Source organism: Colwellia sp. C2M11, from assembly GCF_018860915.1.
Classification (GTDB): Bacteria; Pseudomonadota; Gammaproteobacteria; order Enterobacterales; family Alteromonadaceae; genus Colwellia.
This window is the reverse complement of sequence record NZ_JAHKQD010000036.1, coordinates 17,701-43,698: the sequence shown is the minus strand read 5'-3', so window position 1 is coordinate 43,698 and position 25,998 is coordinate 17,701. Positions and strand designations below refer to the sequence as shown.

Below are 25,998 nucleotides of genomic sequence, written 5' to 3'. Positions count from 1 at the left end.
CTTGTATTAGTGCTTATACAAACTATATTAAGTTAACTCTGAAGAGAGAATAAATTTAATAGAATTGGTATTCAAATTTAGTTATCCGCATTGTACACATTCATTTCAATTTAATTAAGTAAGAAATGATCCATTCGCGGTTACTAAAGCTAAGAACTAAACTCGCAATTCCAATCAGCTTGGGTATAATGTCACGATTTTTTTATTTATTAAATAAAGTCATTACTTTCACTATTTACTAATAGAGTCCCCATTTATGGAACAATTTATTACTTTTGCCAGCAATAACGGCTTGTTAAGTGCGGTTTGGGTTGCGCTTGTTGTTATGATTATCGTAATAACAATTAGAATTCAGTTATCACCGATTAAACAAATCAGTACACAAGAATTAACCTTTTTAATGAATAGAGAGCAAGGTGTTGCACTTGATATTCGTAAAGAAAAAGAATTTAACACGAGTCATATTTTAGATGCGATCAATTTATCAAACGATAAAATCACTAAAAATGGCTTTGCTAGCCTTGAAAAACACAAAGAAAATCCCATCATAGTTGTATGCAGTGCTGGTCTTGTTGCCTCAAAAGTGGCGAGCGATTTACATAAAGCGGGTTTTGCTCGCGTTAGTATATTAAAAGGCGGCATGGGAGCTTGGATAGGCGCAGGCTTACCTGTTACTAAAAAATAGGCTAGAACTATCTTAAAGTAGCTTGTAAATAATTGAGCTATACAGTTGTGACATTATACCGACTGTGCTTTATGAATTAGCATTAATAAAAATAATGGAAAAACTATGGCAAAAGTAGAAATTTACACTAAAGCGTACTGTCCTTTTTGTTCTCATGCGCTCGCATTGCTTGAGAAAAAATTAACGACTTACCCATCGTTACAAGTAGAAGAAATCAGTATTGATGGTGATATGGCATTACGTGAAAAAATGATTGCACGCAGTAAAGGTGGTTATACCGTACCACAAATATTTATTGATGATGTTCATGTTGGTGGTTGTGATCAACTAGTCGCTTTAGACAGAAATAATGAGCTTGATGAGTTACTTGCTAGTAACTAGTAAAAACTTTTTAACGCTTAAAAATACACAAATATTACATTTATAAAAATACAGGAAAATACTCATGAGTGATGAAAATCAAAGCCCAGCAGGCGAAGCAGCACCAGCACAACCACAATTTGCTATTCAACGTGTTTACACTAAAGATGTTTCATTTGAAACACCAAACTCTCCTGCTATCTTTCAAAAAGAATGGAAACCTGAAATTAAGTTAGATTTAGACACCCGTTCTAATAAATTAGCTGATGATACGTATGAAGTTGTTTTAGCAGTAACAGTAACTGCAACAGTTGAAGGCCAAACTGCATTTTTAGCTGAAGTACAGCAAGCGGGTATTTTTACTATTGGTAACTTACCAGAAGCACAATTGGCACATACGATTGGTGCATTTTGCCCAACAACGTTATTCCCATATGCACGTGAAACAGTAGCAAGTTTAGTTAACCGCGGTTCATTCCCACAATTCAACTTATCGCCAGTGAACTTTGAAGCATTATTTGCATCTTATGTACAACAACGTGCAGCTGAAGCAAAAGTTAACGCACCAGAAAGTGTAGAAACGCATTAATCCTAGATTAAGCTTTAGTACTACAAAGTTATTTATCTCCCTTCTATAACAAGGTAATTATGACAATTTCAGCTAAAATCACAGTGTTAGGTGCTGGCTCTTATGGCACGGCATTGGCTATTTGTTTGGCTAGGAACGGACATAAGACATTATTATGGGGCCGTGATGCTAATCAAGTGAACGACATGATTAGTGCGCGAGAAAATACTAAATATTTAGCGGGTTGCCCATTTCCTGATAGCTTAGAACCTATTAGTGATTTGGCCGCCGCTGTTAGTGCAAGTGATAATATTCTAGTAGTGGTACCTAGTCATGCGTTTGGCGATATGCTTAAAAGCATTCAGCCAATGTTGAAACCAGGTGCAAAAATCGCTTGGGCAACCAAAGGCTTAGATCCTCAGTCGGGAGATCTACTGCAAACTGTAGCGAATAGGATTTTAGGTGACGACGTTGCTTTAGCGGTATTGTCTGGACCTACATTTGCCAAAGAAATGGCAATAGGGCTGCCAACGGCTATTTCTTTATCTTCTACGGATGAAAATTTCGCTTTAGAACTTTCAGATTTATTACATTGTGAAAAATGCTTCCGTGTTTATCCAAATAAAGATTTTATTGGTATTCAGCTAGGTGGGGCCGTGAAAAATGTTGTTGCTATTGGCGCAGGTATCGCTGATGGTATTGGCTTTGGTGCGAATGCTCGTACTGCCTTGATTACTCGTGGATTAGCTGAAATGACACGTTTAGGTGCTGCATTAGGTGCTGATCCTGCAACGTTCATGGGTATGGCTGGTTTAGGCGATTTAGTCTTAACTTGTACTGATAATCAATCACGAAATCGTCGTTTTGGTTTAGCCTTAGGGCAAGGTGCTTGTGTTGAACAAGCTATAGCTGATATTGGGCAAGTGGTTGAAGGTTATCGCAATACCAAAGAAGTATACACTTTAGCTCAGCGAATGAATGTTGAAATGCCTATCGTAGAGCAAGTATATGAAGTGTTGTATCAAGGTAAAGAAGCAAAACTTGCTGCAGCTGATTTACTCTCTCGTGATCAAAAACAAGAATAGCCCTACCTTTTACAAACATTTTTTTTACTACCATTATTTCGTTGGTGTTTTGGCACGGAATCTTGAGAGTTATGCACTAAATTGCTTAAGTTCCTGAATCAAGTTTAGGATGACGAGGCTTTATAGGATGACAAGATTTGGTAGGATGACGACGCTTGATAGCATACAAAGCTTAGCTATTGTATGGTGATTTGCTAAGAAGACGTCGTAAATATTGACTATAACTACACAGCATTTATAAAGCCTAGCTGTCGCCATGCATCGTAAACGATTACGGCTGCAGCGTTTGATAAATTCATACTTCGGCTTTCTTTTAACATCGGAATTCTAATTTTGTGCTCATCAGGAATTTGTACACGCACTTCTTCAGGTAAGCCTGCAGTTTCAGATCCAAACAGTAAATAATCACCTTCGGTAAAAGTAACATCACCATAAAAATTATCAGTTTTAGTGGTAATCGCAAGTATACGTTTTGGTTTTTCATGTTCAACAAAAGCATTAAAATCTTTATGTCGTTGCAGTGCCGCAAATTCATGATAATCAAGCCCTGCACGGCGAAGTTTCTTATCTTCTAAATCAAATCCTAATGGTTCAATTAAGTGTAAGCGGAATCCTGAGTTGGCACATAAGCGAATTATATTGCCAGTATTAGGTGGAATTTGTGGTTGAAAAAGAACTACATCTAACATAATGATTTAATCAAATTGGTATAAGTTTAATAATTCTTGCTATTATAGCGACAATCTTTCGATAAAGTCTGTTTTTTCATGTCAGAACAAAAATCACCACACAACTCGCACAGTAACGTACAAAGTAACTTAACTCATAGTACTGATTATGCTTATTGGGTCCGATTGGCCGCTATAACCGCATCCTCGGTTGCTTTGCTCTTAGTGCTTATCAAGTTATATGCTTGGATAATAAGTGATTCTAGTGCAATGTTAGCATCAACTACAGATTCCATTTTAGATTTATTTGCTTCGGTAATGAATATTGTTATTCTTCGTTTTGCTTTGGCTCCAGCTGATGAAGAACACAAATTTGGTCATGGTAAAGCTGAAAGTTTAGCGGGCTTGGTACAAGCCGCTTTTGTTTTAGGCTCAGCTATATTATTAATCTTTAATGGTGTTGAGCGAGTGATGAATCCACGCCCTATTGTACATAGTGATATTGCTATTTGGGTGTCTATTATTGCGATATTACTGACATTATTTTTAGTCGCTTTTCAGCGTTATGTTATCAAGCGTACAGGATCTATAGTGATTAGTGCCGATGCACTGCACTATCAATCAGACTTATTATTAAATTTAGGTGTCTTGGCTGCTATCTTTTTAAGTCAGGGCATTTGGTTGCAAGCTGACGGTGTATTTACTATTGCTGTTGGCTTATATTTAATTTTTGGTGCAGGACAGATTATTTATCAAAGTGTTTATCAATTGATGGATCATGAGTTAAATGCTGAAGATTTAGCACAAATTAAAAGTATTATTTTGTCACATGAGCATGCTTTAGGGTTACACGAATTACGAACAAGACAGTCAGGTGCACAGCGTTTTATTCAATTTCACCTAGAGTTAGAAGATAATTTATCGTTATTAGAAGCCCATAGTATTGGTAACGAAATTGAAGCAGAAATCTGCCAAGCGCTTGCACCATGTGAGGTTTTTATTCACCATGATCCTAATTCAGTTGTGCCTGAAGAGCTTAAAGTTGAGTCAAGTGATTGATATTCTCAATCAAGTTCAGGATGACGAGTCTGATAGAATGATCAAGCTTGATAGTTAAGGGGTTACTAGGTTAGCGTTAGTTACACACGTCACTATACCGTAGGGGACTTAATATGTAATCTCTAGCTTTATTGCTGTTATTCCGTAGGTCATTTAATACAGAATCTCTAGCTTTATTGCCGTTATTCCGTGGGTCATTTAATACAGAATCTCTGCTACTAAGTAATGTTAGTTATTATCAGAAAAATTTAGTTTTAATGCTGCTTAAACCACTCAACAGCTGCAGTTAATGCCTTGTCACGATGAACATCACTTTCAAAAAATAGTTCATGATACGCACCTTCTATTACTAAGGGTTTTCCCCCAGGACATGAGTATGGGTAGTGTTGATGTAATTGCTGACAAAAATCATGCTGTGCTTCATTTGATACTATGGTATCTGCACCTGCTTGAATAACTAATGTCGGTGTCGTTATTTTATCTATATTATTAAATAGTGTTGCAAGTGCGGTAATTGATTCAGATAACCATTTTACCGTAATGCCGCCCAGTTGTAGTTGAGGCTCTGTTTGATAAAGTTGAATAAATTGTTGAAAACGTAATTCTGAATGCATTAGCGGGTTATTGGTGAATGAAGTTGGATCATCTGCTTTTGGCGTGTAATCTTTTTGTCCTAAAAAATACCAAGGTGTATCAGACACTATTTGATTAATTTGGTTGGTCACTTTAACTAATGATTCAGCGATAACACGGGGAATAGGGCCGCTATTAAATCCTAACATAGGTGAAGATAATACCGCCGCCTGTATATTGTTAGGATAATCTTGTAAGTATCTGGCAGCAATGGCCCCCCCCATTGAATGCGCTAATAAATAGGGCTTTTGGCTCTCTCCATTAACATCACAATAAGGTTTAACGGCTTTTTCAATAAAACTAGCAAAGTCATCAACATAATATTGGAAGTCTTCTACATAGCCTTTATGTGGGTTATCTAATAAACGTGCTGATATACCTTGGCCACGGTGATCAACGAGAAAAACATTGAAACCCAGATTGAATAAATCGAAGCTTAGCTCTTTATATTTTAAATAACCTTCAGTGCGTCCTGAGGAAATAATTAAGCATTTTCTATTGGCGGGATTAGCCGTCTTTAGATCAGTTTCATTATGATTGAATATTGCATAATCAATGCGCTTATCATTGACACCATTAAAACTTGAAAACTCACCTTGAAGCCAAAATTGCGCAATTTCATTGCTATAACGGTTGCCAAGTTGTGCTTCAGTAGTAAAGTTATTCGCGTTAATTTTTGTCATAAATCCAACGAGTATTAAGATAATAAGCGTATATTTAAACATAATCATTTGTTCCGACTGTTAATTTACTACCTATGAACCACAATGCTTACGGATAAATAAAATCGGTGATTTGTAATGTTCGTAAGCGTGACTATTCTTATTTTATAATTTTTTTGTTCGACATTTTTATTCGATATTGTTATTACTCGCTTCTAGCTCAGTTAATCGTGCTTCAAGCTCTGCTAACTTAGTACGTGTTTTAATCAATACTTGTGTTTGTATATCAAACTCTTCACGAGTTACTACGTCAAGTTGTGATAATTTACGTTGTAATACGGTTTTGGTTTTGTCTTCAAAATCATTAGCCATGCTCTTTAAACCAGGAGGTATGGCGTCAGTTACTTGTTTGGCTATTTCTTCAATTTTTTTTGCATTAATCATACTATAGGTCCAAATTATCGGTTCGAATTATTTATTTGAATTTCTTATCTACTATTTATATAAAATAACGATCCAAATAATTACACAAAATTTCACTTGAACACATTGTAACTGTTTTGCTAACGAGTAAAAACAGGTAAAATTACTGTCCTTAAAATTAATCATTTCTGCAATTATGAAACTTAACCCCGGACAAAACGAAGCCGTAAAATATGTTAGTGGTCCTTGCCTTGTATTGGCTGGCGCTGGCTCAGGTAAAACGGGAGTTATTTGTCAAAAAATTGCTTACTTAATTCAAAAGTGTGATTACAAAGCACGTAATATTGCCGCTGTAACCTTCACCAATAAAGCTGCGCGAGAAATGAAAGAGCGTATTATCAAAATGCTCGGTAAGGAGTCAACGCGTGGCTTAACGGTTTCTACTTTCCATTCGCTTGGGCTCGATATTGTACGTCGAGAAATTAAAACACTAGGCTATAAGCCAGGATTTACACTGTTTGACGATCAAGATAGTCTTTCATTATTAAAAGAATTAACCTTAGATGAGCTTGATGGTGATAAAGATTTATTGAGTCAATTACAAAGTAAAATATCTAACTGGAAAAATGATTTATTACTACCCGATGCAGCTTTAAAAATAGCAAATGATGCCAGCTCTCAAGAATTCGCTGAGTTTTATCAGCGGTATCATCAGCATATGAAGGCGTACAATGCGCTTGATTTTGATGATTTAATTCTTATTCCTACACTGTTATTGAAAAACTATCCTGAGGTGCGTGAACGCTGGCGCAGTAAAATCCGTTATCTGTTGGTCGATGAATATCAAGATACTAATGCGAGTCAATATGAATTAGTAAAACTCATTGCAGGTGAACGTGGGCGCTTAACGGTGGTAGGGGATGATGATCAATCTATTTATTCTTGGCGTGGTGCTAAACCTGAAAACTTAGTCTTGTTGGGTAAAGACTTTCCTCAACTTAAGCTGATTAAACTGGAGCAAAATTATCGTTCAAGTGGCCGTATTTTAAAATGTGCCAATATATTAATTGCGAATAATCCGCATGTTTACGATAAAGCATTATTTAGTGAATTAGCGTATGGGCCAGAACTGCGTGTAGTACAAACTAAAAATGAAGAAGATGAAGTTTCGCGCATTATTGGTGAGCTGATTGGTCATCGCTTTATGAATCGAAGCCGCCATAAAGATTATGCTATTTTATATCGTGGTAATCATCAATCTCGATTATTAGAAAAAGCATTAATGCAAAACCGTATCCCTTATAAAATTAGTGGCGGCACATCGTTTTTCTCTCGTGCTGAAATTAAAGATGTTATGGCGTATTTACGTGTATTGGTTAACCCTGATGATGATAATGCTTTCTTACGTATTGTTAATGTACCGAAGCGAGAGCTTGGTCCTGCTACATTAGAAAAGTTAGGTAATTATGCTAATATGCGTCAAATAAGTATGTTTGCCGCGAGTTTTGAATTGGGGTTAGAGCAAACATTAACAGGGCGTGCATTAATGAAAATGCAAGCTTTCACACAATGGTTAGTTGATGTTGCAGATCAAGCAGAGCGTGGCGATACAGCGGCAGTATTACGCTCAATGATTCGAGAAATCAATTATGAAGATTTTCTCTATGACACTTCGCCTAGTGCGAAAGCAGCTGAAATGCGGATGAAGAATGTTACCGAGCTATTTAGCTGGGTTACGCAAATGCTTGAAGGCTCTGATGATGAAGAGCCAATGACTTTACCGCAAATTGTCACTCGTTTAACGTTGCGCGATATGATGGAGCGTAATGAAGATGAAGATGATAGTGATCAAGTACAATTAATGACTTTGCATGCATCAAAAGGTTTAGAGTTTCCTTATGTATTTTTAATTGGTATGGAAGAAGGGTTACTACCTCATCAAACTAGTATTGATGAAGGCAGTGTTGAAGAAGAACGTCGCTTAGCTTACGTAGGCATAACGCGTGCACAACGTGAGTTAATATTTACTTACGCGCGTGAACGTCGTCAGTTTGGTGAAGTATCACGCACTGAAGCCAGTCGCTTTTTGCATGAGCTGCCACAAGATGATTTAAACTGGGAGTTAGGACAAGTGAAGAAAACACAAGTCCATAAAGAACAGGCCAATAAACAAGGAATGGCAAGTTTAAGAGCGCAATTAGCTAAAGGTAAGTAATTGAGAGCGTGTTTTATTTTTTAATGCAATAAATAAAACTAATGGCCGCTGCGCCAGCACTTATAGCCGCAAATATGTTGTTACTTTGGTCTAATAGCAGGGCTGAAGTGATACATAAACCTGCCGTTAACACACTGAAAATTAAACGCTGATTGTTTGTTTGTTGTTGTTGGGTTATTTGCTCTATTAATTGCATATGTTGAAGTTGGCTTTCTTTGCCTGCTTTTAAATAATCATAAATAAGATCAGGCATTTCGGGTAGTTTTTCATTCCAAAAAGGTATGTTGTCTTTTATTTTTGTAAAGACAGCTTTAACACCCATCTGCTCTTTTACCCAATTTTCTAAAAACGGTTTAGCTGTTTGCCATAAATCTAATTGTGGATACAGCTGCCTGCCTAGTCCTTCAATATAAAGTAAGGTTTTTTGTAATAAAACGAGCTGAGGTTGCACTTCCATATTGAAGCGACGTGCGGTGTTAAATAAGTTGACGAGTACTTGACCAAAAGAAATTTCAGATAAAGGTTTATTGAAGATAGGTTCACACACTGCGCGAATTGCAAATTCAAATTCATCAACACTCGTGTTAGCGGGTACCCAGCCAGAATCAACATGCAGTTGTGCTACTTTACGATAATCTCTATTGAAAAAGGCAACGAAATTCTCTGCTAAGTAACGTTTATCTTCTCGGTTTAATGTACCTACAATACCGCAATCTATAGCAATCCAAGTAGGATCTGTTGGGTTGGTCGCATTAACAAAAACATTACCTGGGTGCATATCTGCGTGGAAGAAACTATCTCTAAAAACTTGTGTAAAAAATACTTCTACACCACGTTCAGCGAGTAATTTCATGTCAACATTTAGGTCGTTTAATTGGTTGATTTCACCGACCCCAATCCCGTAAATACGTTCCATTACTAGAATGTTTTTGTAACTATATTCACTGTATATTTCAGGGACATAAAGAACATTGTCATAGTTTCGTCCCTGTTCAAAATTATGTCTTAACTGGATAGCATTTGCCGCTTCTCGATTAAGATCTAGTTCATCTAAAATAGTTTTCTTATATTCGGCAACGACTTCAACGGGTCGTAAGCGCTTACCGTCTGGTAGCCATCGAGCCACTACAGCAGCAATACGTGACATCACTTTTATATCGGCTAGAATCGTCTCACCTATATTTGGACGCAGTACTTTAATAACGATATTCTGCTCTTTATCATTATCAATTAAGGTTGCAGTATGAACTTGGGCAATAGAAGCCGAAGCAAGGGGTTTAACGTCAAAAGCACTAAAATGTTGCTCAAATATTTCAGTACCCATGGCTTCAATAATTATTGCTTTTGCCAGCTCACCATCGAAGGGGGTAACTTGATCTTGTAATAAGGCTAATTCATCAGCGAAGTCAGGTGGTAATAAGTCACGACGGGTTGAGAGCATTTGTCCAAATTTAATAAAGACAGGGCCTAGCTCTTCAATTGCTAGGCGGAAACGTTGAGCAACAGTTTTATTTTTGTGTTTGTTTTGTAACCAAAATAAAGATAAACGTCCAAGTTTTGCGTACCACGGTAACATTTTCTTGGGTACCAGCTCGTCCAAACCATAATCTAAAAATGTTTTAACAATGCGATATAGTCGTTTGTTACTCACGTGTTTGAATATCCTTTGGTTAATGCATCGAGTCGCGTTGATATGTTATCAACGTGTTTACTCACTTGGCTGACTTGTTGATTAAACGCTTCAAGTTCGCTGCGAGTAACTACTAAGCGTTGTTCATGCACTAGGTACTCGCTAGCATCTGCTTTAATTTGTTTACTCGCAAATTGTAATTTTCCTGCAACACGCTTACCTAGTTGCATTAACTTGTGTGTTGGTACATCACCAATATGGCTAGCTAACTCGCTTTGCCAATCAATATTTAGGCTTTCTGCCAGCTGCATGAATTGTTGAGCAACTTTTATATCTCCAGTTAAATCAAGTTTATTTTGTTTAATTAGTTCTGTTAACTGTTGTTCGGCTTTTAATACTTGTAAGGTCTTGATGCTTGTTTTTACCGTACAATCAACATTTTCTGTTAGTCCAGAGACCAATATTTTATTAGCATTAATTGTTAAACTAATTGGAAACTTTAATTCAGACAAAAAAATTGAGAGGGTTTTTTGTTCTAACTTTTTTAGATCAATCTTCTCAGTATTTAATGCTAATACTTTATTAATTAATAACTCTATTGACGCAGTGAAGACTTGCTGTAACATGATAATAACCCTGTATTTACGGTTAATAATACCTGATTAAAATTTATAACCCTTGTGTAAAGCGACTACACCACCGGTTAAGTTTTTAAAACTCGTTTGCTCAAAACCAGCGTTATCCATCATACTTTTTAATGTTTCTTGATTAGGGTGCATGCGAATTGACTCAGCAAGGTATTGATAACTGTCGCCATCTTTTGCTACTAATTCCCCCATTTTTGGTAAGATATTGAATGAGTAGAAGTCGTAAGCTTTATTAAGTAATTCATGTTCAGGTTTAGAAAACTCTAGTATTAATAGACGACCACCTGGCTTTAATACACGGTAAATAGAGCGCAGAGCCATATCTTGATCAGTAACGTTACGTAAACCAAAAGCGATAGTGACTATATCAAAAGTGTTATCTTCAAAAGGTAAATATTGGGCATTCGCTTGCACATACTTTATATTCTGTACTAAACCTTTATCGCGTAACTTATCGCGGCCAACATTAAGCATTGAACTGTTAATATCAGCTAGTACAACCTTACCGTCTTTACCTACTAATTGAGAAAACTTTGCCGTTAAATCACCGGTACCACCAGCTAAATCTAAAACGCTATTACCAGGTCGTACACCACTTGCATCAATCGTAAAGCGTTTCCATAGGCGATGAATACCAAATGACATTAAATCATTCATTACGTCATATTGCTTTGCAACCGAATGGAATACACCTGCCACCATAGGCACTTTATCCTCTTTATCAATGGTTTTGTAACCAAAGTGAGTGGTGTTATCTGACGACGGTTCGGGTTGCTTTGGTGATTGATTTTGTTGTTGAGCAGGCATCTTTTATTCACTAATAACGAAAATTGGTAATAGTTTACTTTATGTCAGTAGGATAACCAAATATCGAAGTGTCTTTTATTGATTTAAAACACTCGTTAGTGCTGAATATCAGTTAAAAATTATCACGATAATGCGTTGTAGTTAAAACCTATATGTAGATAAAGAATAAAAATAACATAATTGTAATTTAATTACATATTCAACTTGTCTTTTTAGAGTATATACTCTATAATTCTTTTTGTTCTCCTTATATGAACTCTTTTTGTAATAATTTTATATTTTAGCTCTCCCCCATAGCTAATATGCCGATAGCTTTGCTATCGGCTTTTTTTTACCTTAAAATTGTGTAATACATTGATTATAAACCATTAGTTTTCTTGTGTGTCAATTACTATTTAATTGTTTTATATCAAGATAAAATCTAATTTAGAGCTTAATTATCATTTTATTACAACATACAATGATTAGGTTTTTAATTTAATACAAACCTTTGGAACATGGATGAATATTTCTGATCTCTCTTTTAAGAATAAAATTTTTACTTTATTGGCTTTACCTGCTTTAGGATTTCTTTGGTTAAGTATTAGCACTATATTTGACACGATAAAAATTGAAAGCGAGATGCAAACTATTGCACCTTTAACTGAACTATCAGTTGTTTATAGTGATTTAGTGCATGAACTACAGAAAGAGAGAGGCATGACAGCTGGTTTCTTAGGCTCTAAAGGGGCTAAGTTTGTTAATAGCTTGAACGCCCAACGCCGAAGTACCGACCAACAACGTGCTAAATATGAGAGTTTTTGGCTAGATCATGATTTTACCTTACCTAGTATAGTACAGTTGAACTCTTCGATAACTGAACTAATTCAACAGCTAAGCACTATACGTCAACAAGTTGATAACCAGTTAATATCCAATACCGCAGCTATTTCTTATTATACTCAATTGAATAAAAAGTTATTAAGTGTTGCTATTTTAAACGCTGAAATCAGTTCGGATGCTCTTATTACCAAAGAAACCATCGCATATTTTAGCTTTTTACAAGGTAAAGAACGTGCCGGAATTGAGCGTGCAGTATTAAGTAATACCTTTGCCCAAAATCAATTTGGTCCAGGTATGTTTGTTAAGTTTATTACGCTAGTTAGTGAACAAAATACCTATTTTGATAACTTTAAATATTTTAGTAACTCGGATAACAAGGCCTATTTTGATCAACAATTAGCGAATAGTTCGTCAACAGCCGTAAATAAAATGCGAAACATTGCTCGCGACAAGCAAGTTGATTTTAGTGTTGATGCTGAATACTGGTTTGAACAAGCTACCAAACGTATTGGACAACTAAAAAAAATAGAAAATCAGTTGGATAAGAGAATATTAGCATTAGTTAGAACAAAGCAGCATGATGCTTTTATCAGCATGCTAGTGAATAGTATTGCTAGCGTTATTTTGATTATTTTGGCGTTAGTTATTAGTATTTATGTTATCAATGAGCTTACCGGCAGGGTGAGAAGTTTAACGAATGTTTTATCGAAAGTACGAGCTGAAAATGACTTAACTGTGCATAGTCCTTACGGTGGTAGTAGTGAATTAGGACAGATATCAATTGCGTTAAACGCAACTATCGATAGTTTTTCTCATGTTGTTACTGATATATCATCTTCAAGCTTAACTTTGGCGTCAGCAGCAGAAGAGACGGCACAAACTTGTGAATATAATTCTCAATCGTTATTTGAGCAGCAAAACGGTATTGGCTTAATTGCGGCCGCTATTGAAGAACTTTCTGCTACGGTAAATGAAGTGGCAGAAAATACGCAAAACACTGCTAATTCAGCCAAAAATGCTGACGAGAAGGTGAAAGATGGCTTATGCATAGTACAAAAAGCTTACCATTCAATTGAAGCACTAGCAGATGAAATTGATAGTTTAGCCCTACGAATTCATAAGTTGCATGAAAGTAGTCAAAAAATTACCAGTGTTGTTGATGTAATTAAAGCGGTTGCGGAACAAACAAATTTATTGGCCTTAAATGCTGCAATTGAAGCAGCAAGAGCAGGAGAGCAAGGGCGTGGCTTTGCGGTTGTTGCTGACGAAGTGCGCACCTTAGCTCAACGTACTCAAGAGTCGACAGCTGAAATTGAGAGCTTTATTGGCTCCTTACAAAATGATGCCAACTCTGCTTTTAATGTTATTGAAACTAGTCAGAAAAAAGCGGTTGATGCGGTGAGTAATTCGAAAGATGTTGAACACATGTTAGAAGAAATCACTGTATCAGTAGGTGATATTTTTGCTATGACAGATCAAATTGCAACGGCTATAGAAGAGCAAGCCCTTGTCACTCAAGATGTTGCAAAAAATGTTGTTTCTGTTGAAGAAAAATCAATAGAAACAACGGCCGGTGCAAACCAAATATTACTGACAGCGCAAGAGCAGGCAAGGCTAGCTGCTTCGTTACAAGATATAGCAAGTACATTTAAGGTGTAAATGTCGCGATTGGCTGAAGCTTTTTTGATATAGCTTCGTCAGCTTAGCAGTGATTAAAATTGTGTCAAATAGTGTCAAGCATCGTTTTTAACGATGCTTTTTTATTTAAACTATTGAGCTAAGTTTTTGTTTTCTTATTGGTTTATAAAAAATCAGGTAGTGTTATCGATAAATATGAGTCAATTGGCTTTATTGATTTCAACACGATAAAAGTCTACTGTTTCTTATGTAAGGTTTATAAATTTTGCACCATAGCCAAATAATCCGAGTTAAATTATAAGGAACACTATGAGATATTTGATAGTAACTGTGTTGATTTTTTTATCATCAACAGCACACGCAAAGCATTCTATTTACTTAGAAAAGAATAAAGGTACTTATAAAACTGAGTTAATGTGGCCAGAGGTATCGATTCCTTGGGGTATGGTACAACTCCCCGGTGGAGAAATGCTAGCGACTGAACGTTCGGGTACCTTGTTTTTATTAACAGAGAATGAACCCGCCATTGAAATTCAAGGTTTACCGAAAATACATGTAAATAATCAAGGTGGTTTACTTGATATTGCTCTGCATCCATATTATGAAAAAAATCACTTGATATTATTCTCGTATGCTAGCCCTGAAGGTGAGGGTAAAGGCAGTCATACGGCATTAATGCAAGCTAAGTTAGACATAAAAAATAATCGCCTTACACAGCAAAAAGTTCTTTATAAAGGTGAAGGAAATACCACCAAAGGCTCACATTATGGTAGCCGAATAGTGGTAGATGATGATTATATTTATTTTTCAATAGGCGACAGAGGAGCACGTGATTTAAATCCACAAGATTTATCGCGTGATGGCGGTAAAATATATCGCTTAAATTTAGATGGCTCTATTCCGGATGATAATCCATTTGTTCAGAGTAATAGTGCGAAAAAAGCTATTTTTTCTTATGGACATCGTAATCCTCAAGGATTAGTTAAATTAGGTGATACAGGAGTCATATGGTCACATGAACATGGACCAAAGGGCGGAGACGAAGTTAATTTAATTGAAGCAGGGAAAAACTATGGTTGGCCGATAATAAGTTACGGTGTTAATTATAATGGCTCAGCATTTACGGACTTGACTGAAAAAATTGGGATGGAACAGCCTAAACTTTTTTGGGATCCTTCTATTGCACCGTCTGGTATGGCAGTTATTACCAGTGATAAATATCCACAATGGCAAGGGAAAATATTGCTTGGATCATTGAAATTTAATCACCTAGTATTATTAGAAGTGAAAGATAGCAAAGTAGTAAAACAAACCAAGGTAGTAACTGAAACTGGTGGTAGATATCGAAATGTGATTCAAGGGAGTGATGGTTATATTTATTTAGGCGTGGATGGCGAAGGTATTTCCCGTTTGCTGCCGATGAGTGTCAGTAATTAAGTTAACTCCAAAGTAGCGCCTTGAAGTGTACTATAGATTATATATAGGACACTTCAAGGTTTAAGTAGCTATTATCGATTTTTACATAGGTATCAAGTCTAGCTGTCGAGCGACAGCTACTGCAGAAGTTCTATTATTCACGCCAAGTTTGCCAAAAATATTTTTCAAATGCCATTTAACGGTATTTAAGCTAATAAACAAGGTTGTGGAAATTGTATTGTTTGTACAACCGGCGGAAATAAGCCCTAATATTTGGCACTCCCTATCACTGAGCGGTTCAATTAAACCAGCAACAGGGCTTATATTATTAGTAACCTCAGCTTCTTCAGATTCTTCGGTTACGATTGATAGAGTAACATCCTCCAAAAAACTTCTTTTAGAAGACGACCAACCTTTGATTTCACTTTGTCGTAAATCGAGTAGTAATGAGTCAATTTCACTACCTTCATCAACAAAACAACGCACGGAATGGTTGGGCGCGGCAATTGCAAGTGCCTCATCAACTAGACTACGCGCTTTAATTTTGTCTTGTAAAAATCGAGCGCGAGCTTCAAGAATATAACATTCAAGGACACGCATTCCCCAACGTGATTCAGTGGCAAGTTTGCGTAACTCAGCCAACACAGGAAGTGTCACTTCAGGTCGGCCCGTGGCTATTTGTAGCCTTGCCCAAGTGAGTGCGTTTCGACAAGGTTTACGAGCCCATTCTGCCGGTAGTGATAAAGTATCGGCGTCTACATCTATGTCATTAATTAGTGCATGATCTAAGGCTTCATTTAGGCGTTCTGCTTGTAAAAGGTAAGCAATGCGAGCACCGACAACTAGTGCTTGATGGCGTTCATAAGGAGCACCCCAGCGAGCGCCTACAGCGGCAATTAAATCATAACAACGCATTGCCGCACGATGATCACCGTGTAAGCCACTTATTCGAGCCAGTGCGGTATAGCCAAACACGAGTAATTTGGTAAAACCAACTTCGCCAATTAAAGGCAGGTTAGGCTGTAAACATTCTAGGGCTTCATCGATTCTATTCCATTGGTATAAGACAATACCCTGAATTACTTGCGGTATCGGTGCCACGTACTTCTCTTTCGAAAAACTTCTACTTTCGGGAGAAAAGCGTGCAAAACAATGATCCAAGTTACCATTAGAAAAGTCCGTTAACGCTAAGAAGCACTCTGAGTAAATAGCACCAAACTCTGAACCAGCTAATAAATGATAGTGTCTACCATCAGATAAGGTTTTTGCTGCTGGCCCGAATTCACCTAATTCCGATAGTGCATAACCTAGAAAATTACAGGCAAGCCCACGTTCAAAGTCACTTAAGTAATAAAATTCATCTGAGAGTAGTTCAATTATTTTATGAGGATCGTCCCTAGCAATAGCTATACCAGCCGACAATAAACGTGTTTGCTCACTTAAGTATTTACTTTCGTCTGATGCTGCAGAGGCTTCTTGCTTATCAACAAGCGAAATCATTTTTGACAGTACGTCGTCACTCTCATCGGCGCTATTCGCATGGTAAAGTGCTGTACCTAACAAGTAGAGTATTTTAGGGTTTTCGTTACGCACGTCATCTGGAATTCTACGAATCGAAGTGATAACTTGCGGCATGCGTCCTGCCATTAACTCTATCCATGATTGCTGCTCTACTAATGTGGTTACAATGTTAAAATCGCCGGCGAGTAATGCGTACTCAACAGCTTCACGTGATAAGTTTTGTTTTTGAAACCATATAGCTGTTTTACGATACAAACAAACTAGTTCGCCAGGGTGACGTCGACGTAACTCAGCAAGCAAGAATTCATGGAAAAGCTGGTGGTAGCGATACCATGTTCGGTTTTGATCTAACGGCGATACAAATAATCCATCACGTTCTATCTCTTCCAACATTGTAGGAGCATTATCATTACCTGTTAGGTAGGCGGCAAGCTCACCGTTAATACGATTGGACACCGATGTTCGCAATAGAAATTCTTGTACTGCTTTGGGTTGTTGGTTTAGTACGTCACTTGCCAAATATTCGGCAATATCCTGTAAGCTACCGGAAAAAGACTCGATAAATCCGTCTCGTCGTTCAGGATCTCGTAGGGATAAGGAAGCAAGTTGCAGACCTGCAACCCAGCCTTCACTATGCTGGTGAATTTTTTCAATTTGATCGTCGTTTAAGCCTAAATTACGAATTTCCAGGAGAAATTCTGACGCTTCAGATAAGTCGAATCGTAATTGAGTAGGCGTTATTTCTCGTAGCTCATCTCTAACACGCAGTGCGGCTAAACCAAACTGTGGTCGTGTTCTTGAGGCAACAATCATCTGAAAATTTTCAGGGGCAAGGTTTAGCAATAATTCGATCAACTCATCCGTTTCGCCACCACTAACACAATGATAATCATCAAGAATCAAAATTAATGGAGCTTCTGTATCACGTATGTCTTCAACCAAATCGCTCAGTGTACGAGTGACATCAAGGCGAGCGCAAGCACTAATAATTCGTGCTGTTCGAGCACCAAAGGTTGGGATTGCATATTGAATAGCTTCGACAATATTTCTTAGCAAATTAGAAACACTGCAATCGTCGGCACCGAGAGATATCCAAGGAACTAAATAACCATCAGACAGTAAACTTTCTCGTGATTGAGTTAGCAATGTCGTTTTACCAAAACCGGCGGGCGCAGCAACTAATGTCAGTTTTGGTTCTCGTTTATTTTTGCTTGATTTTAATAGCTTATGCCGATTCATCATTTTTGAACGGCTAATAGGGGTAATAAATTTAGTTTTCATACCAATGACAACTTTTTTGTAAACTATTTATCATGTTATATTAAAAACAACTCGCTATGTACCTTAACTTCATTATTGTTTTGTAACTCAAGGCGTACTAAAGTGTTCGGCAATACGGATACCCATTTTGAAATATCTTCATCTAATGGCTCTGATACGACGAGTGTACCGCTTTGTGTCTGGTTTATATATAAAGACGGTGCGTATGTATCTGAAGCCCACCTGACGACCCGTAAAGTTTTTCCATCGGTTATTGCAAATGTTGCGCGAAAAGCTTCTTGAATGTTTTCTTTCTGTCGTAATTCATCGACCACGCTAATGGTTTTTCTAATCGCGTTATCTGGGTCTTCTCTAAGGCCAAAAGTGATCATGAGTTGAAATAACAATTCACTATCGGTACCACCTTCAATACAGTCAAAACTCTTATCTGATAGCATTGATAACAGCTGTCGCCGTAAAAGATGAAAGCCACCTATTTGGCCATTGTGCATAAATAACAATCGACCAGCGCGAAATGGATGGCAATTTACCAATAAGTTACCTGCGCCAGTTGAAGCGCGCACATGTGCAAAAAAAACATCACTTTCAATGACACGGGTTAATTCCCGCAAATTCGTATCAGCCCATGCAGGGCCAGCATCTCGATACAAGCCAGGAGCGCTTGGTTTACCATACCAGCCTAAGCCTCCACCATCGCCATGTACACCGAGTTTTGCTTTATGTGAATGTAGAGCCTGTTCACACAGGGAATGTGGACCATCATATAGAAATTGTTCTATAAGTCTGGGTTCTCCGATATAAGCCAACCAACGACACATTAGTTTTGTTTATCCTATTATTGGTGCGCGATGTAAGTCTGCATAGCGCCTATTAAAAGGATAGTCTTTAGGGTATCACAGCAAACCACCCTAAGGGGTAGTTGTACAGTTATCGAGTATAAGGACATAATAGCTGAAAATTACTGTTCGAGAGTCGCATGTTAAATTACTTTAAAACAAACGTTCTGCGCCTAGGAGTCTGTAAATGCTAGCGCTTGCAATTAGGCGAATATTAGCAACAATTCCGGTCATGGCAGTTGTCGCCATTATCGTATTTTCACTGCTTTATTTAACGCCCGGTGACCCAGCTGCCGTACTAGCAGGAGAACAAGCTTCTATAGAAGATATTAATCGCTTACGTAGCACACTTGGTCTGGATCAGCCTTTTCTGGTTCGCTTTAGTCAATGGATCGGTGGTGTGTTTCAAGGAGATCTCGGTATCTCTATTTTCTCTCAACGGCCGGTGATGGAATTAATAGTTCAAAGACTAGAGCCAACAATAGCGTTGACAATCGCTTCGTTATTTATTGCGGTAACAATTGCTGTACCTCTTGGTGTTATTGCTGCGTGGCGTGCAGGTGGCTTGATTGACCGTATGGCGATGAGTTTCGCGGTACTTGGTTTTTCAATACCAGTCTTTGTCTTATCTTATATCCTAATCGCTGTCGTTTCGGTTGACTTGAAGCTATTGCCCGTTCAAGGCTATGTACCCATTGCTTATGGTATTGGCCCTTTCTTGGAACATCTTATTTTACCTGCGTTATCACTCGGTATAATTAACGCTGCGCTTATTGCCCGAATTACACGTACTACAATGCTTGAAATACTAAATCAAGATTATATTCGAGCTGCTAGAGCGAAAGGTCTTTCGGTACGTAGAGTGTTGATTCGACATGCATTAAAGAATGCTGCGATTCCTATTGTTACCGTTATAGGCATTAGCTTTGCTCTGTTGATTAGTGGTGTTGTTGTGACAGAAACTGTATTCAATATACCAGGGCTAGGTCGTTTAACGGTTGATGCCATTCTTCGTCGAGATTATCCCGTGATACAGGGAGTTATATTGGTATTTTCTGCAACCTATGTTGTGGTTAATTTACTTATAGATCTCAGTTATAGTTTATTTGATCCGAGGATTAAATATTGAGTATTTCAGCAATAACACAGACCCCATCTTCGCCCACCGGTCTTATGCGAATTTGGAAGCGATATCCTAATATTATTATTGGTGGTGCTATGTTGGCCATTGCAGTTTTCGCTGCTATTGCCGCCCCATGGTTAGGTACTATTGACCCACAAACGATTGCGCCTTTTAATCGACTGGAAGTCCCGGGTACTGAATTTTGGTTCGGTGGTGATTTAGTTGGCCGTGATGTATATAGCCGAACAATTTACGGAGCACGTATCTCTCTTGCTGTAGGGCTTGGTGTTGTCGTTATCGGTATTTTCTTCGGTTTACTCATTGGTATTCTGAGTGGTTTTGTCAGCTGGGTTGACCAGATACTTATGCGAGTAATGGATGGCTTAATGGCAATCCCTTCTATTTTACTTGCTGTGGCATTAATCTCTTTGACTGGCGCCAGTTTGAAAAATGTCATTATTGCTATTTCAATTGCGGAAGTTCCTAGGGTTGCTAGGTTAGTTCGTAGTGTTGTATTGCAATTGAAAGAACGACCTTATGTTGAGGCGGCTATTACAGCAGGAACACCTTTTATTCTGATTTTATGGCGACATATACTGCCTAATACCTTGGCCCCTTTACTTGTGCAGGCGACCTATATATTTGCCTCAGCGGTATTGACTGAAGCTATATTGAGCTTTATTGGTGCTGGCACACCGCCATCAACACCGAGTTGGGGTAATATTATTGCGGAAGGTCGCACCGTATTCTCAATCGCGCCGCACATTGTAATGTTCCCAGGTATAGCGTTATCGTTTACTGTACTGGGTGTAAATCTACTAGGTGATGGCTTACGTGATATCTTTGACCCTCGTTTTGTGAGTCGCACATGAAAAAATTAAATCCTTTACTCACAGTAGAAGACCTCTCGGTTACTTTTCGTACCGAGCGAGGTAATGTTCCAGCAGTGCAAAACTTTTCATATTCCTTAAATGAAGGTGAAACCTTGGCGATTGTTGGTGAATCTGGCTCAGGAAAAAGCGTTGGTGCGTTGGCATTGATGCGTTTGATTCCTAATCCGCCGGGTAAAATTGATAGTGGCTCTATTAAGTTCAACGATAAAGAGATTCTCAGTATGACTGAGAGTGAAATGCAAAAAATTCGCGGTAATGAAATCGCGATGATATTTCAGGAGCCAATGACTAGTCTTAACCCTGTACTGACAATAGCTGAGCAAATTTGTGAGGCGGTGCAGCTACATCAGCATCTTGACAAAAAGGCTGCTCGTGCCCGTGCGTTGGAAATGTTGCAATTTGTACAGCTTACCGAACCTGAAAAGCGCTTAGATCAATATCCTTATGAACTGTCAGGAGGAATGTGTCAGCGTGTAATGATCGCAATGGCGTTAGCTTGCACTCCTTCAATACTTATCGCGGATGAACCCACTACAGCGCTTGATGTAACAATACAAGCGCAGATTTTAGATTTAATGCGAGATTTAAAAAACCGTTTAGGTACCGCAATTCTTTTAATCACGCATGATTTGGGGGTTGTTGCTGAAATGGCTGATCGCGTTATTGTGGTTTATGCCGGAAGAAAAATTGAAGAAGCACCTGTGCGTGATTTATTGCGAACCCCTAAGCACCCTTATACCTTAGGTTTGCTTGGTGCAATGCCACGATTAGGTGACACAAACTCTCAGGCTCGGCTAACAGAAATACCAGGAACAGTTCCTTCATTACTTGAGCCAATCATAGGTTGCGCTTTTGCTCCGCGTTGTTCATTGGCGACAGATAAATGCCGAACAGATGCACCTGAATTACAACCTGTTGGTAACACGGGCCATTTGGCTTCGTGCTGGCATAGCGAAAAAGTTGGAGTACCGCGATGAGCGATATATTAGTTGTCAAAGATCTGGTTAAACATTATGAGATTGGTGGCACAGGTATTATTGACCGAATGCTTGGTCAAAAAGCGAGTGTTGTACGTTCAGTTGATGGCGTTAGTTTTAGTATTGCTGAAGGTGAAACTTTGGGGCTTGTTGGGGAAAGTGGTTGTGGTAAATCAACCGTAGGACGCTCTATTTTGCGTCTAGTTGAACCAACAAAAGGTACAATTGAATTAGCCGGGCAGGATATTTCACATGTTTCTGAACAGGTATTACGCCCATTAAGGAAGCATTTACAAGTAGTGTTTCAAGACCCGTTTGCATCATTAAACCCACGTCGTACTGTTGGCCAAACGGTTGCAGAGCCTATTGGGAATTATGGCTTAAAAAGCGGCGACGAATTGAAGAATAGAGTACAAGACTTATTTGAACGTGTTGGTTTACGTGCGGATCAGGTCGATCGATTTCCGCATGAATTTTCAGGCGGTCAACGACAACGTATTGGGATTGCTCGTGCGTTGGCAACAAACCCTAAGTTGATTATTCTTGATGAACCAGTATCAGCGCTTGATGTTTCAGTACAAGCTCAAGTGATTAACCTACTGGTGGACTTGCAAAAAGAGCTCGGGATTGCATATCTTTTTATTGCCCATGATTTAGCTGTTGTTGAGCATATATCGACACATGTTGCTGTAATGTATTTAGGGAAAGTTGTTGAGATTGCTGATAAAAAGAGTATTTTTAATTCGCCTAAGCACCCTTATACCAAAGCATTGTTATCCGCAGTACCAAATAGTGACCCAGATGCTATCAATAATCGTATTGTCTTGAAAGGTGATATTCCGAGTCCAACAAACCCGCCTTCAGGTTGTCGTTTCCGTACTCGTTGTCCAATCGCTCAACCTATTTGTACAAGTGAAGAGCCAGCCTTAGAAGTACAAGGCCCAGGGCACAAAACAGCTTGTCATTTCGCGAAAGAAGAAGCTTAGAAAAGAGGATGACTTAGCCTAGAATATCGGTTAAGTCATACTTATTAGCTAACCGAGTAAGCACAAAGCATGTCTGATGGGGCATATGCTTATCTAGTGATTGCTTTTGCTGATTTCATCCTTAATTTATTGATCAGAGACTCGTGATTGAGGTGAAATTTAGCTATTTGTTATTGCCAAAGTAGAGCAATTATCAAGTTAACCTGAGCTCGCTTAATATATTCTTCTCTAACAGCTACTTTTACTTGCTTCATCGTTAAATTTACTTTCAATAGACTAGCTATTAACGCGAAATTTGCCTTGAAGAAAGAAAAACTATCAAGCTAGAGTATAAGTTAAATTTTATTAGTAATTATTTCAATGGATTAAAAATATCTTAAACCGAGTTCAGGTAAGTTAGTATAATCAGTTGAAATAGTTTTATTTCAACTGATTAAAAACACTTTAAACTGAGTCTGGGTGAACTAAGCTGGTTGGTAAGGTTTTTTCTTAATATTCCAAAAAACAGTGCTGCCAGGCACTTCAAGCATCCCCGTTATACGTGGACTATAAGCAACGGGAGCAAACCATTGTCCAATTGGCACATAAGGTACTAATTCATAAGCGCTGGTTTGGATTTTGTCAGCTAATTTCTTACGTTCAAGTTCATTAGGCGCATAAGGGTACTGCTCAATTAAAGCTTGATGTTTAGCATCGCATGGCCAGCCAGGCCAAGCATCTTCACAGTTTGCATGCATAGGTACATTACCAATAGGGTCAGTAATGTTACCGCCTGGCCAATAAGTTAAGCCAAGATCCCAACCGCCATTTTGTGGACTAGAGCGATTGATACGTCGTGACCCCATAGCACCAAAATCCATTGCTTGTAAGTCAACATTAACACCAATTGATCTTAAGTCGTCAGCAAGCACTAAGGTAGCAAGATTCATAAACTGAATATCTGTGGGGTGTAAAATGACGACTGGACGGCCATCATAACCTGAGGCAGCCATTAATGCTTTTGCTTTTTCACGGTTTTTACCAAGACCTTTAGGTACACCTGCTAAGCTTTCATGTGGCGAGCCACAAACAAAAAATGCGCTACAGTTATTGGTGACTTCAGGATCACCAAACATGGCTTGCAAGTAGCGATCTTGATCGATTAGGTATAACAAGGCCTGACGCGCGCGTGGATCATCAAATGGAGGGTGTAAATGATTCATGCGTAACATGCCTTGAAATCCAAGTGGATCAGCACGTTGAATAACAACACCTGAATCACGCAAAAGCGGTAAAAATTCAGGTGATGGGTTTTCAAAAAAGTCTATCTCACCGTTAGCAAGGGCTAAGACTGCAGACTGAGGGTCTCGAATATTCAGCCATTCTACTGTATCTATATAAACATGTTTGCCACCTGAGGTACCATTTGGGGTTTCATTACGTGGTATATAATGCTGGTTTTTTCGGTAAACAACTTTTGCACCTGGAACCCAGGCTGCGGTGTCAAAAACATAAGGACCTGAGCCGATACTACTTTGAATTGACGTTGATGGATCTGTTGCTGCAATACTTGCAGGCATGATGGCAGCAACCGGTCCACCAGTTTTAGATAATGCATGCAATAATAAGCTGTATGGCTGATTAAGTTTCCAAACAAATTTTTGCGCATCAATGGCTTCTAGCTGCTCTGTTACAGCAAATATTTGTCGGCCGTAAACATCGCGTTGTCCCCAGCGTTTCAGTGAAGCAATAACATCTGTTGTTGTTACTGGGCTGCCATCGTGAAATAACAGTCCATTACGTAAGGTGAATTCCCAATTGAGTTGGTCTTCACTTACATTCCAGTGCCCAACCATTTGAGGTTGTGGAACGCCATTGGTGTCACGACCGAATAAAAAATCATAAACCATTAATGCGTGTCGCTGTACAATACCAATGGTTGTCACAATAGGATCTAAAGATTGTAAATCGGCGTGCATAACTGCTCGTAACACGTTTGATCTGTCTGGCGGCGTACAACCAGAGAGCATAATACCCGTAGCCGAGGCAGCAGCAGCTACTAAAAATTCACGTCTTTTCATAATATTTCCTCACCCACTCGCTGGGGCTTTTCTCCGGATAACCAATAGCCGATGCTACGGTTTCCTGTATTTGTTGTAGCTAATTCTAATGACACGTTATCAATGTTAAGCTGGTGCAATTGTTCAGCCATTTCAGTCACCGTGGTGTCATCTAAAGCTGCGTTTTGCATGGATTGCAGGCGCTTTGATTGTGCTAATAATAATAGTTTTATATCTTCATTCATTTTTATGATAACTTGAATTTCGTAAGACTTGCGTAATCCTAGAAGGTTGCGAACAGCAGCAAACAAGTTATCGATAAGACTTCGTTCTTCGGTTCCAGCAAAGCGTTTTTCTAATTCATCAAATACCTGCTTAACGGATAATATTAAATTTTCTGCTGTTTGTATGGCTTGTGGTGTATTGCAAGTTTCAGCTTCATTTAGTGCTATTAGTAATTGAGTCGTGATTGAAAATAATTCGCTAGCTAAAATTATCTGGGCTTGTTCATATTGCTGACGACAACGCTCTTTTAATATGCCGTCATTCGCATGTAACAAAAATCGTAATCGTCCTCCAGGTTTTAATACACGACACGCTTCCCGTAAACTCTCATTAATTGTGGAATATTCGATAGCGAATTGACTGCCAATAGCATCGAATGTATCGGCTTCAAAAGGTAATTTTTCCATAGGAGTTCGGGGGTGAAAAATTACATCTGATAACTGTTCTTTGGCATTGGCAACATACTTAGCAGGTGCTATATCTGCGAGATCTACCCCATGAATTGAAAAAGGAGGATGCTTTTTATGGGAAACTGCAACGGCTTGTACAGCTAAACTTCCATTTCCTGTTCCTAAATCTAAAATCTTGGCGCCTGAGGGTAACTCACTAAAAAAATTGCGCCATATCGGTGCTAATGCGTCAGATTCATTGTTAACTGGCATGCAAGAATGCAACTGGTTAGAGTGCCAGAAAACACTCCATTCCCAAAGACTATCATTCTGATTGTCCATTAAGTTAC

General features: G+C 38.4%; 22 protein-coding genes. 12 read left to right on the top strand and 10 right to left on the bottom strand.

The features are described 5' to 3' along the window. The first annotated feature begins 256 nt into the window (after positions 1 to 256). The 4 genes from KO509_RS09220 (at position 257) to gpsA (ending at position 2,698) form a co-directional block, all read left to right on the top strand. The gene (locus KO509_RS09220) at positions 257 to 685 is read left to right on the top strand and encodes a rhodanese-like domain-containing protein (protein WP_215972989.1); all 429 of its coding nucleotides are present in this window, start codon (positions 257 to 259) and stop codon (positions 683 to 685) included. A 105-nt stretch (positions 686 to 790) separates the two neighbouring features. Then, a complete protein-coding gene (gene grxC, locus KO509_RS09215; protein ID WP_215972988.1) occupies positions 791 to 1,066 on the top strand; it encodes a glutaredoxin 3 in 276 nt (91 codons plus the stop codon). A gap of 64 nt (positions 1,067 to 1,130) precedes the next feature. Next, positions 1,131 to 1,634 (top strand): protein-export chaperone SecB, encoded by a 504-nt coding sequence (secB, locus tag KO509_RS09210; RefSeq protein ID WP_215972987.1) that lies wholly within the window; start codon positions 1,131 to 1,133, stop codon positions 1,632 to 1,634. 59 nt (positions 1,635 to 1,693) lie between these two features. Further along, positions 1,694 to 2,698, top strand: coding sequence for an NAD(P)H-dependent glycerol-3-phosphate dehydrogenase (gene gpsA / locus KO509_RS09205; RefSeq protein ID WP_215972986.1), 1,005 nt, complete (start codon positions 1,694 to 1,696; stop codon positions 2,696 to 2,698). Between the two features lie 224 nt (positions 2,699 to 2,922). On the opposite strand, the gene trmL is transcribed toward gpsA, so the two are convergent. Beyond that, the gene (gene trmL / locus KO509_RS09200; RefSeq protein WP_215972985.1) at positions 2,923 to 3,387 is read right to left on the bottom strand and encodes a tRNA (uridine(34)/cytosine(34)/5-carboxymethylaminomethyluridine(34)-2'-O)-methyltransferase TrmL; all 465 of its coding nucleotides are present in this window, start codon (positions 3,385 to 3,387) and stop codon (positions 2,923 to 2,925) included. A 78-nt stretch (positions 3,388 to 3,465) separates the two neighbouring features. Here trmL and KO509_RS09195 point away from each other — a divergent pair, with 78 nt between their 5' ends. Then, the gene (locus KO509_RS09195) at positions 3,466 to 4,425 is read left to right on the top strand and encodes a cation diffusion facilitator family transporter (protein ID WP_215972984.1); all 960 of its coding nucleotides are present in this window, start codon (positions 3,466 to 3,468) and stop codon (positions 4,423 to 4,425) included. A gap of 254 nt (positions 4,426 to 4,679) precedes the next feature. Here the strand turns inward: KO509_RS09195 and KO509_RS09190 are convergent, their stop codons facing one another. Beyond that, on the bottom strand, positions 4,680 to 5,741 hold the full coding sequence (locus KO509_RS09190) for an alpha/beta fold hydrolase (RefSeq protein WP_215972983.1): 1,062 nt from the start codon (positions 5,739 to 5,741) through the stop codon (positions 4,680 to 4,682). A gap of 168 nt (positions 5,742 to 5,909) precedes the next feature. Continuing rightward, on the bottom strand, positions 5,910 to 6,164 hold the full coding sequence (locus KO509_RS09185) for an accessory factor UbiK family protein (RefSeq protein WP_215972982.1): 255 nt from the start codon (positions 6,162 to 6,164) through the stop codon (positions 5,910 to 5,912). A gap of 175 nt (positions 6,165 to 6,339) precedes the next feature. Between KO509_RS09185 and rep the strand changes: the two genes are divergently transcribed. Next, positions 6,340 to 8,358: a DNA helicase Rep gene (gene rep / locus KO509_RS09180; RefSeq protein ID WP_215972981.1), complete on the top strand. Its 2,019-nt coding sequence runs from the start codon at positions 6,340 to 6,342 to the stop codon at positions 8,356 to 8,358. 13 nt (positions 8,359 to 8,371) lie between these two features. Here the strand turns inward: rep and ubiB are convergent, their stop codons facing one another. Genes ubiB through ubiE form a run of 3 tightly spaced genes read right to left on the bottom strand, consistent with a single transcriptional unit; the run spans position 8,372 to position 11,442 of the window. Continuing rightward, positions 8,372 to 10,009: a ubiquinone biosynthesis regulatory protein kinase UbiB gene (gene ubiB, locus KO509_RS09175; protein ID WP_215972980.1), complete on the bottom strand. Its 1,638-nt coding sequence runs from the start codon at positions 10,007 to 10,009 to the stop codon at positions 8,372 to 8,374. Beyond that, entirely contained in the window at positions 10,006 to 10,614 is a 609-nt protein-coding gene (locus tag KO509_RS09170) for an SCP2 sterol-binding domain-containing protein (protein WP_215972979.1), read from the bottom strand. The genes ubiB and KO509_RS09170 overlap by 4 nt, the downstream gene beginning before the upstream one ends. A gap of 36 nt (positions 10,615 to 10,650) precedes the next feature. Further along, positions 10,651 to 11,442: a bifunctional demethylmenaquinone methyltransferase/2-methoxy-6-polyprenyl-1,4-benzoquinol methylase UbiE gene (ubiE, locus tag KO509_RS09165; protein WP_215972978.1), complete on the bottom strand. Its 792-nt coding sequence runs from the start codon at positions 11,440 to 11,442 to the stop codon at positions 10,651 to 10,653. A gap of 501 nt (positions 11,443 to 11,943) precedes the next feature. Between ubiE and KO509_RS09160 the strand changes: the two genes are divergently transcribed. Together KO509_RS09160 and KO509_RS09155 are read left to right on the top strand one after the other, a co-directional pair. Further along, positions 11,944 to 13,923: a methyl-accepting chemotaxis protein gene (locus KO509_RS09160; protein WP_215972977.1), complete on the top strand. Its 1,980-nt coding sequence runs from the start codon at positions 11,944 to 11,946 to the stop codon at positions 13,921 to 13,923. 288 nt (positions 13,924 to 14,211) lie between these two features. Further along, positions 14,212 to 15,339 (top strand): PQQ-dependent sugar dehydrogenase, encoded by a 1,128-nt coding sequence (locus tag KO509_RS09155; RefSeq protein ID WP_215972976.1) that lies wholly within the window; start codon positions 14,212 to 14,214, stop codon positions 15,337 to 15,339. Positions 15,340 to 15,420: 81 nt separating this feature from the next. Here the strand turns inward: KO509_RS09155 and KO509_RS09150 are convergent, their stop codons facing one another. Both KO509_RS09150 and KO509_RS09145 read right to left on the bottom strand, forming a co-directional pair. Next, positions 15,421 to 18,120, bottom strand: coding sequence for a LuxR C-terminal-related transcriptional regulator (locus tag KO509_RS09150; RefSeq protein WP_215972975.1), 2,700 nt, complete (start codon positions 18,118 to 18,120; stop codon positions 15,421 to 15,423). A 35-nt stretch (positions 18,121 to 18,155) separates the two neighbouring features. After that, complete coding sequence (locus KO509_RS09145) at positions 18,156 to 18,938, bottom strand: class II glutamine amidotransferase (RefSeq protein WP_215972974.1); 783 nt, start codon at positions 18,936 to 18,938, stop codon at positions 18,156 to 18,158. Positions 18,939 to 19,143: 205 nt separating this feature from the next. Here KO509_RS09145 and KO509_RS09140 point away from each other — a divergent pair, with 205 nt between their 5' ends. From KO509_RS09140 to KO509_RS09125, 4 genes are read left to right on the top strand one after another with little or no spacing between them, the layout of a single operon-like run. Beyond that, on the top strand, positions 19,144 to 20,085 hold the full coding sequence (locus KO509_RS09140) for an ABC transporter permease (protein WP_215972973.1): 942 nt from the start codon (positions 19,144 to 19,146) through the stop codon (positions 20,083 to 20,085). After that, positions 20,082 to 20,951 (top strand): ABC transporter permease, encoded by an 870-nt coding sequence (locus KO509_RS09135; RefSeq protein WP_252727470.1) that lies wholly within the window; start codon positions 20,082 to 20,084, stop codon positions 20,949 to 20,951. The genes KO509_RS09140 and KO509_RS09135 overlap by 4 nt, the downstream gene beginning before the upstream one ends. Then, positions 20,948 to 21,949 carry an ABC transporter ATP-binding protein gene (locus KO509_RS09130; protein WP_215972972.1) on the top strand — a complete coding sequence of 334 codons (1,002 nt, stop codon included), beginning with the start codon at positions 20,948 to 20,950 and terminating at the stop codon, positions 21,947 to 21,949. Before KO509_RS09135 ends, KO509_RS09130 begins: the two co-directional genes overlap by 4 nt. Then, complete coding sequence (locus KO509_RS09125) at positions 21,946 to 22,935, top strand: dipeptide ABC transporter ATP-binding protein (RefSeq protein ID WP_215972971.1); 990 nt, start codon at positions 21,946 to 21,948, stop codon at positions 22,933 to 22,935. The genes KO509_RS09130 and KO509_RS09125 overlap by 4 nt, the downstream gene beginning before the upstream one ends. A 464-nt stretch (positions 22,936 to 23,399) precedes the next feature. On the opposite strand, the gene KO509_RS09120 is transcribed toward KO509_RS09125, so the two are convergent. Together KO509_RS09120 and KO509_RS09115 are read right to left on the bottom strand one after the other, a co-directional pair. Next, entirely contained in the window at positions 23,400 to 24,995 is a 1,596-nt protein-coding gene (locus KO509_RS09120; protein WP_215972970.1) for an ABC transporter substrate-binding protein, read from the bottom strand. Further along, a complete protein-coding gene (locus KO509_RS09115; RefSeq protein ID WP_215972969.1) occupies positions 24,992 to 25,990 on the bottom strand; it encodes a class I SAM-dependent methyltransferase in 999 nt (332 codons plus the stop codon). Before KO509_RS09115 ends, KO509_RS09120 begins: the two co-directional genes overlap by 4 nt. Between the last annotated feature and the right edge of the window lie 8 nt (positions 25,991 to 25,998).

What these genes read in the sequence shown, in the direction of transcription:
- KO509_RS09145 (WP_215972974.1), bottom strand. Translation starts at nt 18,938, where the DNA reads ATGTGTCGTTGGTTGGCTTATATCGGAGAACCCAGACTTATAGAACAA.
- grxC (WP_215972988.1), top strand. Translation starts at nt 791, where the DNA reads ATGGCAAAAGTAGAAATTTACACTAAAGCGTACTGTCCTTTTTGTTCT.
- KO509_RS09125 (WP_215972971.1), top strand. Translation starts at nt 21,946, where the DNA reads ATGAGCGATATATTAGTTGTCAAAGATCTGGTTAAACATTATGAGATT.
- KO509_RS09190 (WP_215972983.1), bottom strand. Translation starts at nt 5,741, where the DNA reads ATGACAAAAATTAACGCGAATAACTTTACTACTGAAGCACAACTTGGC.
- KO509_RS09185 (WP_215972982.1), bottom strand. Translation starts at nt 6,164, where the DNA reads ATGATTAATGCAAAAAAAATTGAAGAAATAGCCAAACAAGTAACTGAC.
- KO509_RS09170 (WP_215972979.1), bottom strand. Translation starts at nt 10,614, where the DNA reads ATGTTACAGCAAGTCTTCACTGCGTCAATAGAGTTATTAATTAATAAA.
- gpsA (WP_215972986.1), top strand. Translation starts at nt 1,694, where the DNA reads ATGACAATTTCAGCTAAAATCACAGTGTTAGGTGCTGGCTCTTATGGC.
- KO509_RS09150 (WP_215972975.1), bottom strand. Translation starts at nt 18,120, where the DNA reads ATGAAAACTAAATTTATTACCCCTATTAGCCGTTCAAAAATGATGAAT.
- KO509_RS09220 (WP_215972989.1), top strand. Translation starts at nt 257, where the DNA reads ATGGAACAATTTATTACTTTTGCCAGCAATAACGGCTTGTTAAGTGCG.
- KO509_RS09115 (WP_215972969.1), bottom strand. Translation starts at nt 25,990, where the DNA reads ATGGACAATCAGAATGATAGTCTTTGGGAATGGAGTGTTTTCTGGCAC.
- KO509_RS09140 (WP_215972973.1), top strand. Translation starts at nt 19,144, where the DNA reads ATGCTAGCGCTTGCAATTAGGCGAATATTAGCAACAATTCCGGTCATG.
- rep (WP_215972981.1), top strand. Translation starts at nt 6,340, where the DNA reads ATGAAACTTAACCCCGGACAAAACGAAGCCGTAAAATATGTTAGTGGT.
- trmL (WP_215972985.1), bottom strand. Translation starts at nt 3,387, where the DNA reads ATGTTAGATGTAGTTCTTTTTCAACCACAAATTCCACCTAATACTGGC.
- KO509_RS09160 (WP_215972977.1), top strand. Translation starts at nt 11,944, where the DNA reads ATGAATATTTCTGATCTCTCTTTTAAGAATAAAATTTTTACTTTATTG.
- KO509_RS09195 (WP_215972984.1), top strand. Translation starts at nt 3,466, where the DNA reads ATGTCAGAACAAAAATCACCACACAACTCGCACAGTAACGTACAAAGT.
- secB (WP_215972987.1), top strand. Translation starts at nt 1,131, where the DNA reads ATGAGTGATGAAAATCAAAGCCCAGCAGGCGAAGCAGCACCAGCACAA.
- KO509_RS09130 (WP_215972972.1), top strand. Translation starts at nt 20,948, where the DNA reads ATGAAAAAATTAAATCCTTTACTCACAGTAGAAGACCTCTCGGTTACT.
- KO509_RS09120 (WP_215972970.1), bottom strand. Translation starts at nt 24,995, where the DNA reads ATGAAAAGACGTGAATTTTTAGTAGCTGCTGCTGCCTCGGCTACGGGT.
- KO509_RS09155 (WP_215972976.1), top strand. Translation starts at nt 14,212, where the DNA reads ATGAGATATTTGATAGTAACTGTGTTGATTTTTTTATCATCAACAGCA.
- ubiE (WP_215972978.1), bottom strand. Translation starts at nt 11,442, where the DNA reads ATGCCTGCTCAACAACAAAATCAATCACCAAAGCAACCCGAACCGTCG.